This is a genomic window from Streptomyces anatolicus (genome assembly GCF_019400875.1).
GTDB lineage: Bacteria > Actinomycetota > Actinomycetes > Streptomycetales > Streptomycetaceae > Streptomyces > Streptomyces anatolicus.
Genome location: NZ_WMBF01000143.1, coordinates 1 through 14,045, shown reverse-complemented (window position 1 = coordinate 14,045; position 14,045 = coordinate 1). Strand labels below are relative to the sequence as shown.

Sequence of the window (14,045 nt, the reverse complement as noted above, 5' to 3'; positions counted from 1 at the left end):
CGCCCTGGGCACCCTGCCCGCCTGGGCGGCCCCCTCCGAAGCCGTCGCGCCCCCCGCGTACGCCGCGTACGCCGCCCACCCCCTGGACACCGTCCGCCACATCCCGCTCCAGGGCGCGGTCAACGTACGCGACGTCGGCGGATACCGGACCTACGACGGCGAGCGGGTCCGGCACGGCCAGGTCTACCGCGCCGACGCCCTCGGCAAGCTCACCGACGCCGACCTCGGCACCCTCTCCCGGCTCGGCCTGACGAAGGTCATCGACTTCCGCGTGCCCGCCGAGGTGCGGTACGACGGTCCCGACCGGCTGCCCGCCGGGCTCGCCCCCACCTCCAGGCCGATCACCGACAACGGCCTGTTCACGCAGCTCCTCACGGCGATCGGCTCGCGGGACCCGGTCAGGCAGGAGGAGATGCTGGGCGGCGGCAGGGCGGCCGCCTTCATGCGGGAGGTGTACCGCACCTTCGTCACCGACGACACCAATCGCGCGCAGTTCGCCGCGACCCTGCGCGACATCGCGGACAGCCGCTCCCCGCTGCTCTACCACTGCACCGCGGGCAAGGACCGCACCGGCTGGACGACGTATCTGCTGCTGCGGCTGGTCGGCGTGCCGGACAGGACGGCTGTCGGCGACTACCTGGCCTCCAATACCTACCGCGCCGCCCACGACGCGAAGCTCCGCGAGGCGCTGAGGCAGAGCGGGATGATGCGGAACCCGGACCTGATCATCCCGCTGCAGGAGGTACGGACCGACTACCTCGACACGGCCCTCGCCGAGGCGACCGAGCGGTACGGCGGCCTCCACGGCTATCTGGCCAAGGGCCTCGGCCTCGACCCGGCCACCATCCTGAAACTGCGCCACCGCATGGTCGGCTGAGCCGGGGGGGGCAAGAGCAGGCGGGCTACTCCCCCGCCTGCCGCTGGAACGCCGGGAGTTCGAAGATCCGCGTCTTGGCCTCGTCGTCCATCAGCTCGACCAGCGGCATGACCAGCTCCCACAGGTCCCGCTTGTCGACCTCCAGGGCGAGCACGTCCAGGTCGGAGGCGGGCAGCGCCCCCGCCGCGTCGGCGACGACCTTGCGGGATTCCTCCGGCAGCGCGCCCACGAGGGGCAGGAACTCCGCCCACAGGCCGGTGGCCACCACCGCCCGCACGACCCCGCCGAGGACCCCCGCGCCCCGCAGCGAGGGCAGCGCCGCGACCGCCCTGCGCTCCTCCTCGCCGAGCAGCGCGACCAGCGGCAGCAGGGACTCCCACAGATCCTGCTCCGCCACCGTGACGACCAGGGAGTCGAGCCGGTCCTCGGGCTGCGCGGCGGCGAGCGAGGCGATGCGGCCCCGCTGCTCCCCCGTCACCATGCCCGCGACGGCCAGCGCCTCGGGCCACAGTCCGGCCTCGGAGGCGGAGCCGATCACGGAGGCGAGGCGGTCGGGGCCCATCAGCTCGATGATCTGGCCGAGCCGTTCCGGTTCCTCGATCGCGAAGCCCGTCCGCAGCACGGCGGCGTCGTCGACCTGCGGCAGGATGCGGCGCAGCGCGGAGTCGGGCAGGTGGCCGACGAAGCGGCCCATCGTCAGGTGGTCGCCGCGCTCGGCGAGTGTCACCGCGATGCGGACGACAAGGTTCTCGTCGAGCCGGTCGACGGTCCCCTGGATGCGGCGGGGGTCGAGGTGGCCGCAGGACTCGGCGATGAAGGAGACGGGCAGCTTCTCGATGATGTCGGCGGCGCGGGCCGGTTCGAGCCGTCCGGCGACGGCGGCGGCGAGGCGCGGGCCGAGCGCCTTCTGCGAGATGGCGGCGGCGACCCCGGCGGGGACGAGCTTGGTCGCGGACGCGATCCGGTCGAGCATGTCGGGTGCCCGGTCGTGGAGGGCCGCGACGCACAGGGCGCGGAAGCGGCGTACGTCCTCGACGGGCAGTGCCTGAAGGAAGGCGAGCGTGTCGGGCTCGATGTCCAGGAGGCGGGCGGTCTTGAGGGTCTCGGCCCTGGCGCGCAGCTTGTCCATGCTGACTCCTCGCTCGCCTCGGCTATCGGAAGAGGATCCGGCGTACGGGGCCGCGGGCGAGTGCGGGCACGAGTTTCAGTGCCTCCTCGGCGGCTTCGGTCAGTCCGGCGGCCCGGCTCGCGCGCTGCCGCTCCAGGGCGTCGGCCAGCGTCGTGAGCTGGTCGGGCGTCAACTGGTCGAAGGATGAGGGTGGTTCGTCGCGCAGCCCGGCGCTCAGCCGCTCCCGTGCTGCCCGCGTCTCGGTGCTCACTCGACCTCCCGGGGTGGGTTCGGGAGGTCGAGAGTGGCGCCGTTTTGACTTTTAGTCAATAGAAGCGGTCGCGAGGCCGCCGTCAGCCCTTGACCGCGCCCGCCGCGAGGCCCGAGCCCAGCTTCCGGTGCACGATCACGAAGAAGATCATCACCGGCACCGTGACCAGCGTGGAGCTGGCCATGACCGGACCCCAGGAGGTCGAGTTCTCCCCGAAGAACTGGTAGATCCCGACGGCGGCCGTGTACTTGTCGCTGCCCTTCATGAAGGTGTACGCGAAGACGAACTCGTTCCACGCCGTGATGAAGGCGAAGATGGAGGTCGCGACGAGCCCCGGCGCGACCAGCGGCAGCAGCACCGACCAGAACATGCGCGGCCAGGACGCCCCGTCGATGTACGCGGCCTCCTCGACCTCCTTCGGCACGGTGGCGACGAAGCCGCGCAGCGTCCAGATCGCGAAGGGGAGCGAGAGCGCGATGTAGACGACGCTCAGCCCGAGCAGGGAGTTGAGCATGTCGTAGTCCCGCATCTGGATGAAGAGCGGGATGACCAGCGCCTCCAGCGGCACCATCTGCACGATCAGGATCATGATCAGTACGGAGGTGCGGAAGCGGAACTTGAAGCGGGCCACCGCGATGGCCGCGAAGAGCGAGAGGACGCCGGCCGCGACGATCGTGGCGAGGCCGACGAGCGCCGAGTTCAGCAGATACGTACCGAAGTTGCCCTTTTCGAAGACGAATGTGAAGTGTTCGAGGCTGAGGCCGCTGGGCAGCACGTCCGAGCCGCGGGTGAGCGCCTTCGGGTCGAGCGCGGTGGAGATCATCCAGTAGACGGGGAAGAGGGTGAAGACGAGGAGCGCCACGACGGCGGCCGGCAGGCCGATGCGGCTCGCGAGCGTGGTGCGGGTCTGGGTGCGGGTGTGCGTGCGCTTGCGGGCGGTCACAGTTCCTCCTCCCCTTGCCGGAAGAGCGTACGGATGTAGACGACGGTGATGAGCAGGAGCAGCACGGTGAGCAGCACCGCGGCCGCGGCGCCCGCGCCGTAGTCGTTCTTGGCGAACGCCTCGATGTAGGAGTAGACGCCGAGGTTGTAGACCTCGGGGTTGGAGCCGTCGCCGCCCGGCATCAGATAGATCTGGGTGAAGACCTTGAAGTCCCAGATGGTGGAGAGGATGGTCACCACGAGGAAGACGGGCTTGATCGTCGGCACGGTGATGTTCCAGAACCGCTGCCAGGCGTTGGCGCCGTCCAGCTCTCCGGCCTCGTACAGCTCCTTGGGGATCGTCATCAGTCCCGCGAGGACGGTGATGGCGACGAACGGGAAGCCGTGGTGGATGACGTTGAGGGTGGCGATGGCGTAGAACGGGCCGCGCTCGGTGAACCAGTTGGTGGTCTCCGGGTCGATCAGGCCGAGGGAGCCCGCGATCTGGCTCGCCATGCCGTCCTGCGGCTGGAAGAGCCAGATCCATACGTACGTTCCCGTCACCGCCGGCATGGCCCAGGCGGCGAGGATCGCGATGGAGCAGATCAGCCGCCAGGTCGGGCCGAGGCGGTTGAGGAGCAGCGCCACGAGCGTGCCGAGGGCGACGGTCAGGCCGACGCAGGCGACGGCGAAGAAGACGGTGTTGGGCAGGACGGTCTTCCACAGCAGGTCGCTGGTGAGCAGGTCGCTGTAGTGGTCGAAGCCGGTGAACGTCCCTACGCCGCCGCCGAATTTGACCTCGTAGTCCTGGAGGGAGAGCTTGCCGACCTGGATCAGCGGCCAGAGCAGGAGGCCCGCGAGGACGAGGAGGGAGGGGGTGAGGAGGAGCCAGGGGCGGGTGAGGGTGGTCAGTTGCTTGCGGCGGCGGGCGGCCTCGGCGCCGCCGGCGGGCCGCGGGCGGTCGCGGCGGACCGGGGCCTTTGGTCCGCCGCCCTCGCCGACGAGCGTGTCCTTCACGACAGTCGCGTCCTTCACAGTCGCGCGTCCTTACCAGTCGTGTCTTTCACGGCCGTGCCTTTCACGGTGCCGGAGCCGCCTTCGTCACTTGTCCTTGGCGAAGATCGCGTCCATCTCCTCGGCGGCCTTGTCGGCCGCTTCCTGGACGGACGACTTGCCGGTGAGGATCGACTGGACCATGCGCGGGATGACCTTGGAGGCCTGGATCTCGCCGTACGCCTTGGTCTTGGGGACCGTGGCGCCCGCCTCCAGCATCTGCGTGGCGAACGGCTCGACCAGCGGGTCCTTCTTCGCGGCGATCTTCTTCAGCTCGGAGTTCTGGCCGGGGAAGTAGTTGGTCTGCTCGGCCCACTTGGCGGCGAACTCACCGGTGGTCAGCATCTTCACGAACTCCCAGGCGAGGTCCTTCTTGTCCGTGTTGAACGTGGACAGGTAGGAGCCGCCGAGGAAGGACTTGCTCATGCCGCCCTTCTCGCCCGGGAGCGGCACGGCGCCGAGCTTGCCCTTGAGGGAGGGGTTCTTGTCGACGATCGCCTTCGGGGTCCAGTTGCCGCCGACGGCCATCCCGATCTGGCTCTTGTTCCAGGCCTCGCCGACCTCCTTCTCCGTCCAGGTGCTGACCTTGGCCGGGGAGACCTTGTCCTTGGTGGCGAGGTCCGTGTAGAACTCGATGCCCTTGACGGCCTCGGGCGAGTTGATGCCGGACTTCCACTTCCCGCCGGACTCGGTGGCCAGTTCGCCGCCCGCGCCCCACACGAAGGGGGCCGCGAACATCTCCGCGCCGCCCGCCACCGGGAAGGCGACCAGGTTCGGCTCCTTCTCCTTGAGCGTCTTCGCGGCCGTCCGCAGCTCCTGCCACGTGGTCGGGGGCTTGATGTCGTGCTTGGCGAAGAGGTCCTTGCGGTAGACGAGCGAGCGGACGCCCGCGTACCAGGGCATGCCGTACTGCTTGCCGTCGAGCGTGCCCGCGTCCTTCAGGCCCTCGACCAGGTCGTCGCCGAGCCCGGACTTCTTCACCTCGTCGGTGACGTCGACGAGCGCGTCGGTCTCGGCGAACTGCGGCACCCAGGTCGTGCCGACCTCCGCCACGTCGGGGACCTGGTCGGGGCCGCCCTCGATGGCGGTGGTGAACTTCTTCTGGGCGGTGGCCCACTGCTGGTACTCGACCTTGATCTTGGCGCCGGTCTTCTTCTCGAAGGCGTCCCCGGCCTCCTTGAAGAAGGGCCGCGCGTCGGGGTTGGTGCCCTCCATGATCCATACGGTGAGGGTCTTGCCCTTGCCGTCGGTGGCCTTGCCGCCGTCGTCACCGTCATCGCCGCCGCATGCCGTGGCGGTCAGTCCGAGACTCATGGCGACAGCAACAGCCGCGATGACACGTCGCTTCATGCCGGCCCCCTCCAGGTTCCGATTGGTGGGAGCGATTGTGGTCACACAGGACAGAGGCGGTCTAGACCCATTGGGATAAGCGGCCGAACCGTAATGACGGTTGCGAGTGACGCAACATACGCACGTGCCGTTGCGCACCATGCAACCCAGACGTCACACGACGGCGCCCGCCCTGGTCCGGTCGGGGACAAGGCGGGCGCCGCGTCAGTTCCGTACGCCGTTGTACGGGACGTAAGGGGGACGGTGTTACGCCATCAAGGCGCGGTCCGTCGGGCGGATCGGGGCCGGAAGATCACTCGCACCGGTGAGGAAGCGGTCGACACCGCGCGCCGCCGAACGGCCCTCGGCGATCGCCCAGACGATGAGCGACTGGCCGCGGCCGGCGTCACCGGCGACGAAGACACCGGGCACGTTCGTCTGGAAGTCGGCGTCGCGCGCCACGTTGCCGCGCTCGTCGAGCTCCAGGGCGAACTGCTCCACCAGGCCGTTCTCGCGGTCGGTGCCGGTGAAGCCCATCGCGAGGGTGACGAGCTGGGCGGGGATCTTCCGCTCCGTGCCCGGCTTCTGGGTCAGCTTGCCGTCGATGAACTCGACCTCGACGAGGTGCAGGAACTGGACGTTGCCGTCCTCGTCGCCCTCGAAGTGCGTGGTCGAGACGGAGTAGACGCGCTCGCCGCCCTCCTCGTGCGCGGAGGTGACCTTGTAGAGCATCGGGAAGGTCGGCCACGGCTGGTGCGGCGCGCGGTCCTCGCCCGGCTTCGGCATGATCTCCAGCTGCGTCACGGAAGCCGCGCCCTGGCGGTGGGCGGTGCCCACGCAGTCCGCGCCCGTGTCGCCGCCGCCGATGACGACGACGTGCTTGCCCTCGGCGGTGATGGGGGGCGCCACGAAGTCGCCCTCCTGCACCTTGTTGGCGAGCGGCAGGTACTCCATCGCGAAGTGGATGCCGTTCAGGTCGCGGCCCGGGACGGGCAGGTCGCGGGAGATGGTGGCACCGGCGGCGATGACCACGGCGTCGTACCGCTTGCGCAGCTTCATCGCGTCGATGTCCCGGCCGATCTCCACGCCGGTGCGGAACTTGGTGCCCTCCGCGCGCATCTGCTCGATACGGCGGTTGATGTGCCGCTTCTCCATCTTGAACTCGGGGATGCCGTAGCGCAGCAGGCCGCCGATGCGGTCGGCGCGCTCGTAGACGGCGACCGTGTGGCCGGCGCGGGTCAGCTGCTGGGCGGCGGCGAGGCCCGCGGGACCGGAGCCGATGACCGCGACCGTCTTGCCGGAGAGGCGCTCCGGGGCCTGGGGCGCGACGTCGCCGCGGTCCCACGCCTGGTCGATGATGGAGACCTCGACGTTCTTGATGGTGACGGCGGGCTGGTTGATGCCGAGCACACACGCCGACTCGCACGGGGCCGGGCAGAGGCGGCCCGTGAACTCCGGGAAGTTGTTCGTGGCGTGCAGGCGCTCCTGCGCGGCCGACCAGTCCTCGCGGTAGGCGAAGTCGTTCCACTCGGGGATGAGGTTGCCGAGCGGGCAGCCGTTGTGGCAGAAGGGGATGCCGCAGTCCATGCAGCGCGAGGCCTGCTTGGAGATGATCGGCAGCAGGGAGCCGGGGACGTAGACCTCGTTCCAGTCCCGCACCCGCTCGCCCACCGGGCGGGTCCTGGCGACCTCGCGGCCGTGGTTCAAAAAGCCCTTGGGATCAGCCATTGGTCGCCGCCTCCATCATCTTCTCGGTGATCTCGGCCTCGGAGAGACCGGCTCGCTCGGCGGCGTCCTTGGCGGCGAGCACTGCCTTGTACGTGCTGGGGATGATCCTGCTGAAGCGCTCCACGGAGGTGTCCCACTCGGCGAGCAGCTTCTCGGCGACGGTCGAGCCCGTCTCCTCCTGGTGGCGGCGCACCACGTCGTGCAGCCACTGCTTGTCGGTGTCGTCGAGCGGTTCGACGGCCGCGAGGTTCCCGGCGTTGACGTTGTCGCGGTCCAGGTCGATGACGTACGCGATGCCGCCGGACATGCCGGCCGCGAAGTTGCGTCCCGTCTCGCCGAGGACCACCGCGTGGCCACCGGTCATGTACTCGCAGCCGTGGTCGCCCACGCCCTCGGAGACCACGGTCGCCCCGGAGTTGCGGACGCAGAAGCGCTCACCGGTGCGGCCCCGCAGGAACAGCTCGCCGCCGGTCGCGCCGTACGCGATGGTGTTGCCGGCGATGGTCGAGTACTCGGCGAGGTGGTCGGCGCCGCGGTCCGGGCGGACGATGACGCGGCCGCCGGAGAGGCCCTTGCCGACGTAGTCGTTGGCGTCGCCTTCGAGGCGCAGGGTGACACCGCGCGGCACGAACGCGCCGAACGACTGGCCCGCCGAGCCGGTGAAGGTGATGTCGATGGTGTCGTCGGGCAGACCGGCGCCGCCGAACTTCTTCGTCACCTCGTGGCCGAGCATGGTGCCGACCGTGCGGTTGATGTTGCGGATGGCGACCTGGGCGCGCACGGGCTGCGCGTCGGTGGCGCTGGAGGCGGCGAGCGCGTCGGCGGAGAGCTTGATCAGCTCGTTGTCGAGCGCCTTCTCCAGGCCGTGGTCCTGGACCGTGATCTGGTGCCGGACGGCGCCCGCGGGCAGCGACGGCACGTGGAAGAGCGGCTCCAGGTCCAGGCCCTGCGCCTTCCAGTGCTTGACGGCCTTCTCGGTGTCGAGGAGTTCGGCGTGGCCGACGGCCTCCTCGATGGAGCGGAAGCCCAGCTCGGCGAGGATCTCGCGGACCTCCTCGGCGATGAACTCGAAGAAGTTCACGATGTACTCGGCCTTGCCGGAGAAGCGCTCGCGCAGCGCGGGGTTCTGCGTGGCGATGCCGACCGGGCAGGTGTCCAGGTGGCAGACGCGCATCATGACGCAGCCGGAGACAACGAGCGGCGCGGTCGCGAAACCGAACTCCTCGGCGCCGAGCAGCGCGGCGATGATCACGTCGCGGCCGGTCTTCAGCTGGCCGTCGGTCTGTACGACGATGCGGTCCCGCAGGCCGTTGAGGAGCAGCGTCTGCTGGGTCTCGGCGAGGCCCAGCTCCCAGGGGCCGCCCGCGTGCTTGAGCGAGGTCAGCGGCGAGGCGCCCGTGCCGCCGTCGTGGCCGGAGATGAGGACGACGTCCGCGTGGGCCTTGGAGACGCCCGCGGCGACCGTGCCGACGCCGACCTCGGAGACCAGCTTCACGTGGATGCGGGCCTGCGGGTTGGCGTTCTTCAGGTCGTGGATGAGCTGGGCGAGGTCTTCGATGGAGTAGATGTCGTGGTGCGGCGGCGGCGAGATGAGGCCGACGCCGGGCGTCGAGTGCCGCGTCTTGGCGACCCACGGGTAGACCTTGTGGCCGGGCAGCTGGCCGCCCTCGCCGGGCTTGGCGCCCTGGGCCATCTTGATCTGGATGTCGTCGGCGTTGACGAGGTATTCGCTGGTCACACCGAAGCGGCCGGAGGCGACCTGCTTGATGGAGGAGCGGCGCGCCGGGTCGTAGAGACGGTCGGGGTCCTCGCCGCCCTCACCGGTGTTGGACTTGCCGCCCAGCTGGTTCATGGCGATGGCAAGGGTCTCGTGCGCCTCCTTGGAGATGGAGCCGTACGACATGGCGCCGGTGGAGAACCGCTTGACGATCTCGGAGGCGGGCTCGACCTCGTCGATGGAGATCGGCTGCCGGCCCGACTTGAAGCCGAAGAGGCCGCGCAGCGTCATCAGGCGCTCGGACTGCTCGTTCACGCGGCCCGTGTACTGCTTGAAGATGTCGTAGCGGCGGCTGCGCGTGGAGTGCTGGAGGCGGAAGACCGTCTCGGGGTCGAACAGGTGCGGCTCGCCCTCGCGGCGCCACTGGTACTCGCCCCCTATGTCCAGGGCGCGGTGTGCCGAGGGGATGCCGGAGGCCGGGTAGGCCTTGGCGTGCCGGGCGGCGACCTCCTGGGCGATGACGTCGAGACCGGCGCCGCCGATCTTCGTCGTCGTACCGCTGAAGTACCGCTCCACGAAGGCCTGGTCGAGACCGATGGCCTCGAAGACCTGGGCGCCGCGGTAGGAGGCGACGGTGGAGATGCCCATCTTGGACATGACCTTCAGGACGCCCTTGCCGAGGGCGTAGATCAGGTTCCGGATGGCCTGCTCGGGCTCGATGCCCGGCAGGAACGTCCCTGCGCGGACAAGGTCCTCGACGGACTCCATCGCCAGGTACGGGTTGACGGCCGCGGCGCCGTAGCCGATGAGGAGGGCCACGTGGTGGACCTCGCGGACGTCGCCCGCCTCGACGAGCAGGCCCACCTGGGTGCGCTGCTTGGTGCGGATGAGGTGGTGGTGGACGGCCGAGGTGAGCAGCAGCGAGGGGATCGGCGCGTGCTCGGCGTCGGAGTGCCGGTCGGAGAGCACGATCAGGCGGGCGCCGGCCTCGATGGCGGCGTCGGCCTCGGCGCAGATCTCGTCGATGCGGGCGGCGAGCGCGTCGCCGCCACCGCCGACGCGGTAGAGGCCGGAGAGCGTCACGGCCTTCATGCCGGGCATGTCGCCGTCGGCGTTGATGTGGATGAGCTTGGCCAGCTCGTCGTTGTCGATCACCGGGAAGGGCAGGGTGACGCTGCGACAGGAGGCGGCGGTCGGCTCGAGGAGGTTGCCCTGCGGACCGAGGGAGGAGTGCAGGGAGGTGACCAGCTCTTCGCGGATGGCGTCCAGCGGCGGGTTGGTGACCTGCGCGAACAGCTGCGTGAAGTAGTCGAAGATGAGGCGCGGGCGCTCGGAGAGCGCCGCGATCGGGGTGTCCGTACCCATGGAACCGAGCGGCTCGCCGCCGGTCTTGGCCATCGGCGCGAGGATGATCCGCAGCTCTTCCTCGGTGTAGCCGAAGGTCTGCTGGCGGCGCGTGACGGAGGCGTGCGTGTGCACGATGTGCTCGCGCTCGGGCAGGTCGGACAGCTCGATCTCGCCGGTCTCCAGCCACTCCTGGTACGGCTTCTCGGCGGCGAGGGCGGCCTTGATCTCGTCGTCCTCGACGATGCGGTGCTCGACGGTGTCGACGAGGAACATCCGGCCGGGCTGGAGGCGGCCCTTGCGGACGACCTTCGCGGGGTCGATGTCCAGGACGCCGACCTCGGAGCCGAGGACGACGAGGCCGTCGTCGGTGACCCAGTAGCGGCCGGGGCGCAGGCCGTTGCGGTCGAGGACCGCGCCGACCTGGGTGCCGTCGGTGAAGGTGACGCAGGCCGGGCCGTCCCAGGGCTCCATCTGCGTGGAGTGGTACTGGTAGAAGGCGCGCCGGGCCGGGTCCATGGAGGCGTGGTTCTCCCAGGCCTCCGGGATCATCATCAGCACGGAGTGCGGCAGCGAGCGGCCGCCGAGGTGCAGGAGTTCGAGGACCTCGTCGAAGGACGCGGAGTCGGAGGCGTCCGGCGTGCAGATCGGGAAGATCCGGTCCAGCTTCTCGGCGCCGAAGAGGTCCGAGGCGAGCTGCGACTCACGGGCGCGCATCCAGTTGCGGTTGCCCTTGACGGTGTTGATCTCGCCGTTGTGCGCGACGAAGCGGTAGGGGTGTGCGAGCGGCCAGCTCGGGAACGTGTTCGTCGAGAAGCGGGAGTGGACGAGCGCGATCGCCGTGGCGAAGCGGCGGTCGGACAGGTCGGGGAAGAACGGCTCCAGCTGGCCGGTGGTGAGCATGCCCTTGTAGACGATGGTGCGGGCGGAGAGCGAGGGGAAGTACGTCCCTGCCTCGCGCTCGGCGCGCTTGCGCAGCAGGAACGCCTTGCGGTCCAGCTCGAGGCCGGTGCTCTCGCCGTCGGCGACGAAGACCTGGCGGAAGACCGGCATGGTTGCGCGGGCGGTGGCGCCGAGGAGTTCGGGGGCGACGGGCACATCGCGCCAGCCGAGGACGGTCAGCCCCTCCTCGGAGGCGATCGTCTCGATCTGTGAGACGGCGGCGTCGGTGGTGCCCGCGGTGTCGACGGGCAGGAAGGCGATGCCGACGGCGTAGGCGCCGGCCGCGGGGAGCTCGAATCCGGCGACCTCGCGCAGGAACGCGTCGGGCACCTGGAGCAGGATGCCGGCGCCGTCCCCCGAGTCGGGCTCGGAGCCGGTGGCGCCGCGGTGTTCGAGGTTGCGCAGTACCGTCAGCGCCTGTTCGACCAGGTCATGGCTGGCAACACCGGTCAGGGTGGCCACGAACCCGACACCGCAGGCGTCGTGTTCGTTACGGGGGTCGTACATCCCCTGGGGGGCGGGGCGACCGTCCATGGGCGACCAGGCGTGGGTACGCATCGGCACTCCCGTCGTCGTCGTGGCATATGCAAGAGGCGAGGGACGACGTTGGCCCTGGCGAAATTTCGTGCAGGTTACATGATGGAACGCTTCTCGAAAAGCGGATAGTTCATTCCAACATGTGGACACCGCTCAAGAAGGTGGGAGCGGTTCGAAGGGGACCTTTGCGGACAGATCCATGACCGAAGGCCCTGTGCTCCACAGGCCTCATTGCCCGCAGCGCTTACGGCTCATGCCCGGTGATCACGTATTCGAAACCGCCGAGTAACGGCTACTTATGCAAGGTCCCGCATAGCCCTGCACCGCCTCATCCTACGGCCGTACCGAACAGGCTGCCCAGGGCGTACGTCACACCGGCCGCCGCCCCGCCGAGCGCGAGCTGTCGCAGACCGCTGAACCACCACGAGCGCGCGGTCACTTTGGCGACCACGGCGCCGCAGGCGAAGAGCCCGATGAGCGCCAGCAGCAGGGCGGGCCACAGCACGGTGGCGCCGAGCAGATACGGCAGTACGGGGAGCAGGGCGCCCACCGCGAACGAGCCGAACGACGACACGGCCGCGACGGTCGGCGACGGCAGGTCGCCCGGGTCGACGCCCAGCTCCTCGCGGGCGTGGATCTCCAGGGCCTGCTCGGGGTCCTTGGAGAGCTGCCGGGCGACCTCGCGGGCGAGCCCCGGCTCGACGCCCCGCGACTCGTACAGCGCGGCCAGCTCCCGCTCCTCGTCCTTGGGGTGCTTGCGCAACTCCCAGCGCTCGATGTCCAGTTCGGCCTGGACCAGCTCGCGCTGCGAGGCCACGGAGGTGTACTCACCGGCCGCCATGGAGAAGGCGCCCGCGGCGAGCCCCGCGAGGCCGGTGATGACGATGGTCTGCTGCGAGACCGAGCCACCCGCGACACCCGTCATCAGCGCCAGGTTGGAGACGAGTCCGTCCATGGCGCCGAAGACGGCGGGACGCAGCCAGCCGCCGTTGACATCACGGTGGGTGTGGTTGTCGCGGTGCGCCTCGTGCAGTGTCGCTTCGGTCTCGATGATCGCCATGATGTGGACTCCTTCGATCTCTGGACAACGTCCAAGGTGCGCCCGGAGAAGATCTCCCGCCAGCAAGGAAGGCCGTACTTACCTGCGCAAACGTGGCTCGGCGGGGGCTGCTCCGAGGGCTCTGGGAAGCGGCGATCCCGGGCGCGAAGGAGTGATCCGGGCCGATGGACGCTCGGGTGAGCACCCGGCGTGGCAGGGATGCATCAAGCACCGCATCCAGCGGTCCGCGCAACAGGGAGGCACGCCATGGCGTCCACCGCATGCGTTCCCTCGGTCCCGGCGCCCGGCGACGCCGCCGACCTCCGCGAACGGGCGCGCGGCGCGCTGCTCGGCCTCGCGGTCGGCGACGCGCTCGGCGCACCCGCGGAGAACATGAAACCGTCCGAGATCCGGGCCCGTTGGGGCCGCATCACCGGATACGTCACCGAGAACCCGGCCGGCACGGACGACACCGAGTACGCGATCTTCTCGGGGCTGCTGCTCGCCCGGCACGGCTCCGCGCTGACCGTCGCGCACGTCGAGGCCGCCTGGCACCAGTGGATCGCCGATCTGGACGAGGGGCCATTCCGCGGCGCGGGCTTCAGCGAGCGGGGCACGCTGGAGAACCTGCGGCGGGGGCTTGCCGCGCCCATCTCGGCCCAGCACCGGCACGCCTGGAGCGACGGCCTCGCGATGCGGGCCGCTCCCTTCGGCGTCTTCGCCGCGGGGCGGCCCGCCGAGGCGGCCAGGCTGATCGCCGTCGACGGCTCGGTCAGCCATGACGGGGAGGGCATCTACGGCGGGCAGGCGGTCGCGGCGGGGGTGGCGGCGGCGATGGCGGGAGCGCGGGTGGACGCCGTCGTGACGGCGGCCCTCTCCGTCATCCCGGACGACTCCTGGACGTCGCGTTCGCTGCGGCGGGCGGTCACCGTCGCCCATCGCGGGGAGCGTGCGGTCCGCTCCGCGGTGGTGATCGGGGGCTACCCCTGGACCGATCTCGCGCCGGAGGCGGTGGGGCTCGCCTTCGGGGCGTACGCGGCGGCGCGCGGTGACTTTCGCTGCGCGGTGCTTTCGGCGGTGAACATGGGGCGGGATGCCGATACGACGGCGGCGGTCGCGGGGGCGCTCGCCGGGGCGACGTGCGGGGCCTCCTCGATTCCCGAGCCGTGGGCTCTGGCG

Annotated in this window: 10 protein-coding genes; 2 read left to right on the top strand and 8 right to left on the bottom strand. The window is 70.1% G+C overall.

What is annotated here, in order from left to right; translation table 11 throughout:
• Nucleotides 1–877, top strand: an 877-nt coding sequence (locus GKQ77_RS15330; protein ID WP_372459890.1) for a tyrosine-protein phosphatase, incomplete at its 5' end; no start/stop codon positions are given.
• A 25-nt stretch (nt 878–902) separates the two neighbouring features.
• Here GKQ77_RS15330 and GKQ77_RS15325 read toward each other — a convergent pair.
• From GKQ77_RS15325 to GKQ77_RS15290, 8 genes are all read right to left on the bottom strand, one after another.
• Nucleotides 903–2,006 carry a hypothetical protein gene (locus GKQ77_RS15325; protein WP_219689321.1) on the bottom strand — a complete coding sequence of 368 codons (1,104 nt, stop codon included), beginning with the start codon at nt 2,004–2,006 and terminating at the stop codon, nt 903–905.
• Nucleotides 2,007–2,028: 22 nt separating this feature from the next.
• Nucleotides 2,029–2,256 carry a hypothetical protein gene (locus tag GKQ77_RS15320; RefSeq protein WP_219689320.1) on the bottom strand — a complete coding sequence of 76 codons (228 nt, stop codon included), beginning with the start codon at nt 2,254–2,256 and terminating at the stop codon, nt 2,029–2,031.
• 82 nt (nt 2,257–2,338) lie between these two features.
• The gene (locus GKQ77_RS15315; protein ID WP_219689319.1) at nt 2,339–3,199 is read right to left on the bottom strand and encodes a carbohydrate ABC transporter permease; all 861 of its coding nucleotides are present in this window, start codon (nt 3,197–3,199) and stop codon (nt 2,339–2,341) included.
• The gene (locus GKQ77_RS33915) at nt 3,196–4,212 is read right to left on the bottom strand and encodes a carbohydrate ABC transporter permease (protein ID WP_308117674.1); all 1,017 of its coding nucleotides are present in this window, start codon (nt 4,210–4,212) and stop codon (nt 3,196–3,198) included. The genes GKQ77_RS15315 and GKQ77_RS33915 overlap by 4 nt, the downstream gene beginning before the upstream one ends.
• Before the next feature lie 66 nt (nt 4,213–4,278).
• Complete coding sequence (locus GKQ77_RS15305) at nt 4,279–5,580, bottom strand: sugar ABC transporter substrate-binding protein (protein ID WP_219689318.1); 1,302 nt, start codon at nt 5,578–5,580, stop codon at nt 4,279–4,281.
• A gap of 246 nt (nt 5,581–5,826) precedes the next feature.
• Nucleotides 5,827–7,287 (bottom strand): glutamate synthase subunit beta, encoded by a 1,461-nt coding sequence (locus GKQ77_RS15300; RefSeq protein WP_219689317.1) that lies wholly within the window; start codon nt 7,285–7,287, stop codon nt 5,827–5,829.
• Nucleotides 7,280–11,848, bottom strand: coding sequence for a glutamate synthase large subunit (gene gltB / locus GKQ77_RS15295; protein WP_219689316.1), 4,569 nt, complete (start codon nt 11,846–11,848; stop codon nt 7,280–7,282). The genes GKQ77_RS15300 and gltB overlap by 8 nt, the downstream gene beginning before the upstream one ends.
• A 307-nt stretch (nt 11,849–12,155) precedes the next feature.
• Complete coding sequence (locus GKQ77_RS15290; protein WP_219689315.1) at nt 12,156–12,887, bottom strand: VIT1/CCC1 transporter family protein; 732 nt, start codon at nt 12,885–12,887, stop codon at nt 12,156–12,158.
• 246 nt (nt 12,888–13,133) lie between these two features.
• Here GKQ77_RS15290 and GKQ77_RS15285 point away from each other — a divergent pair.
• On the top strand, nt 13,134–14,045 hold a 912-nt coding region (locus tag GKQ77_RS15285; RefSeq protein ID WP_219689314.1), incomplete at its 3' end, for an ADP-ribosylglycohydrolase family protein.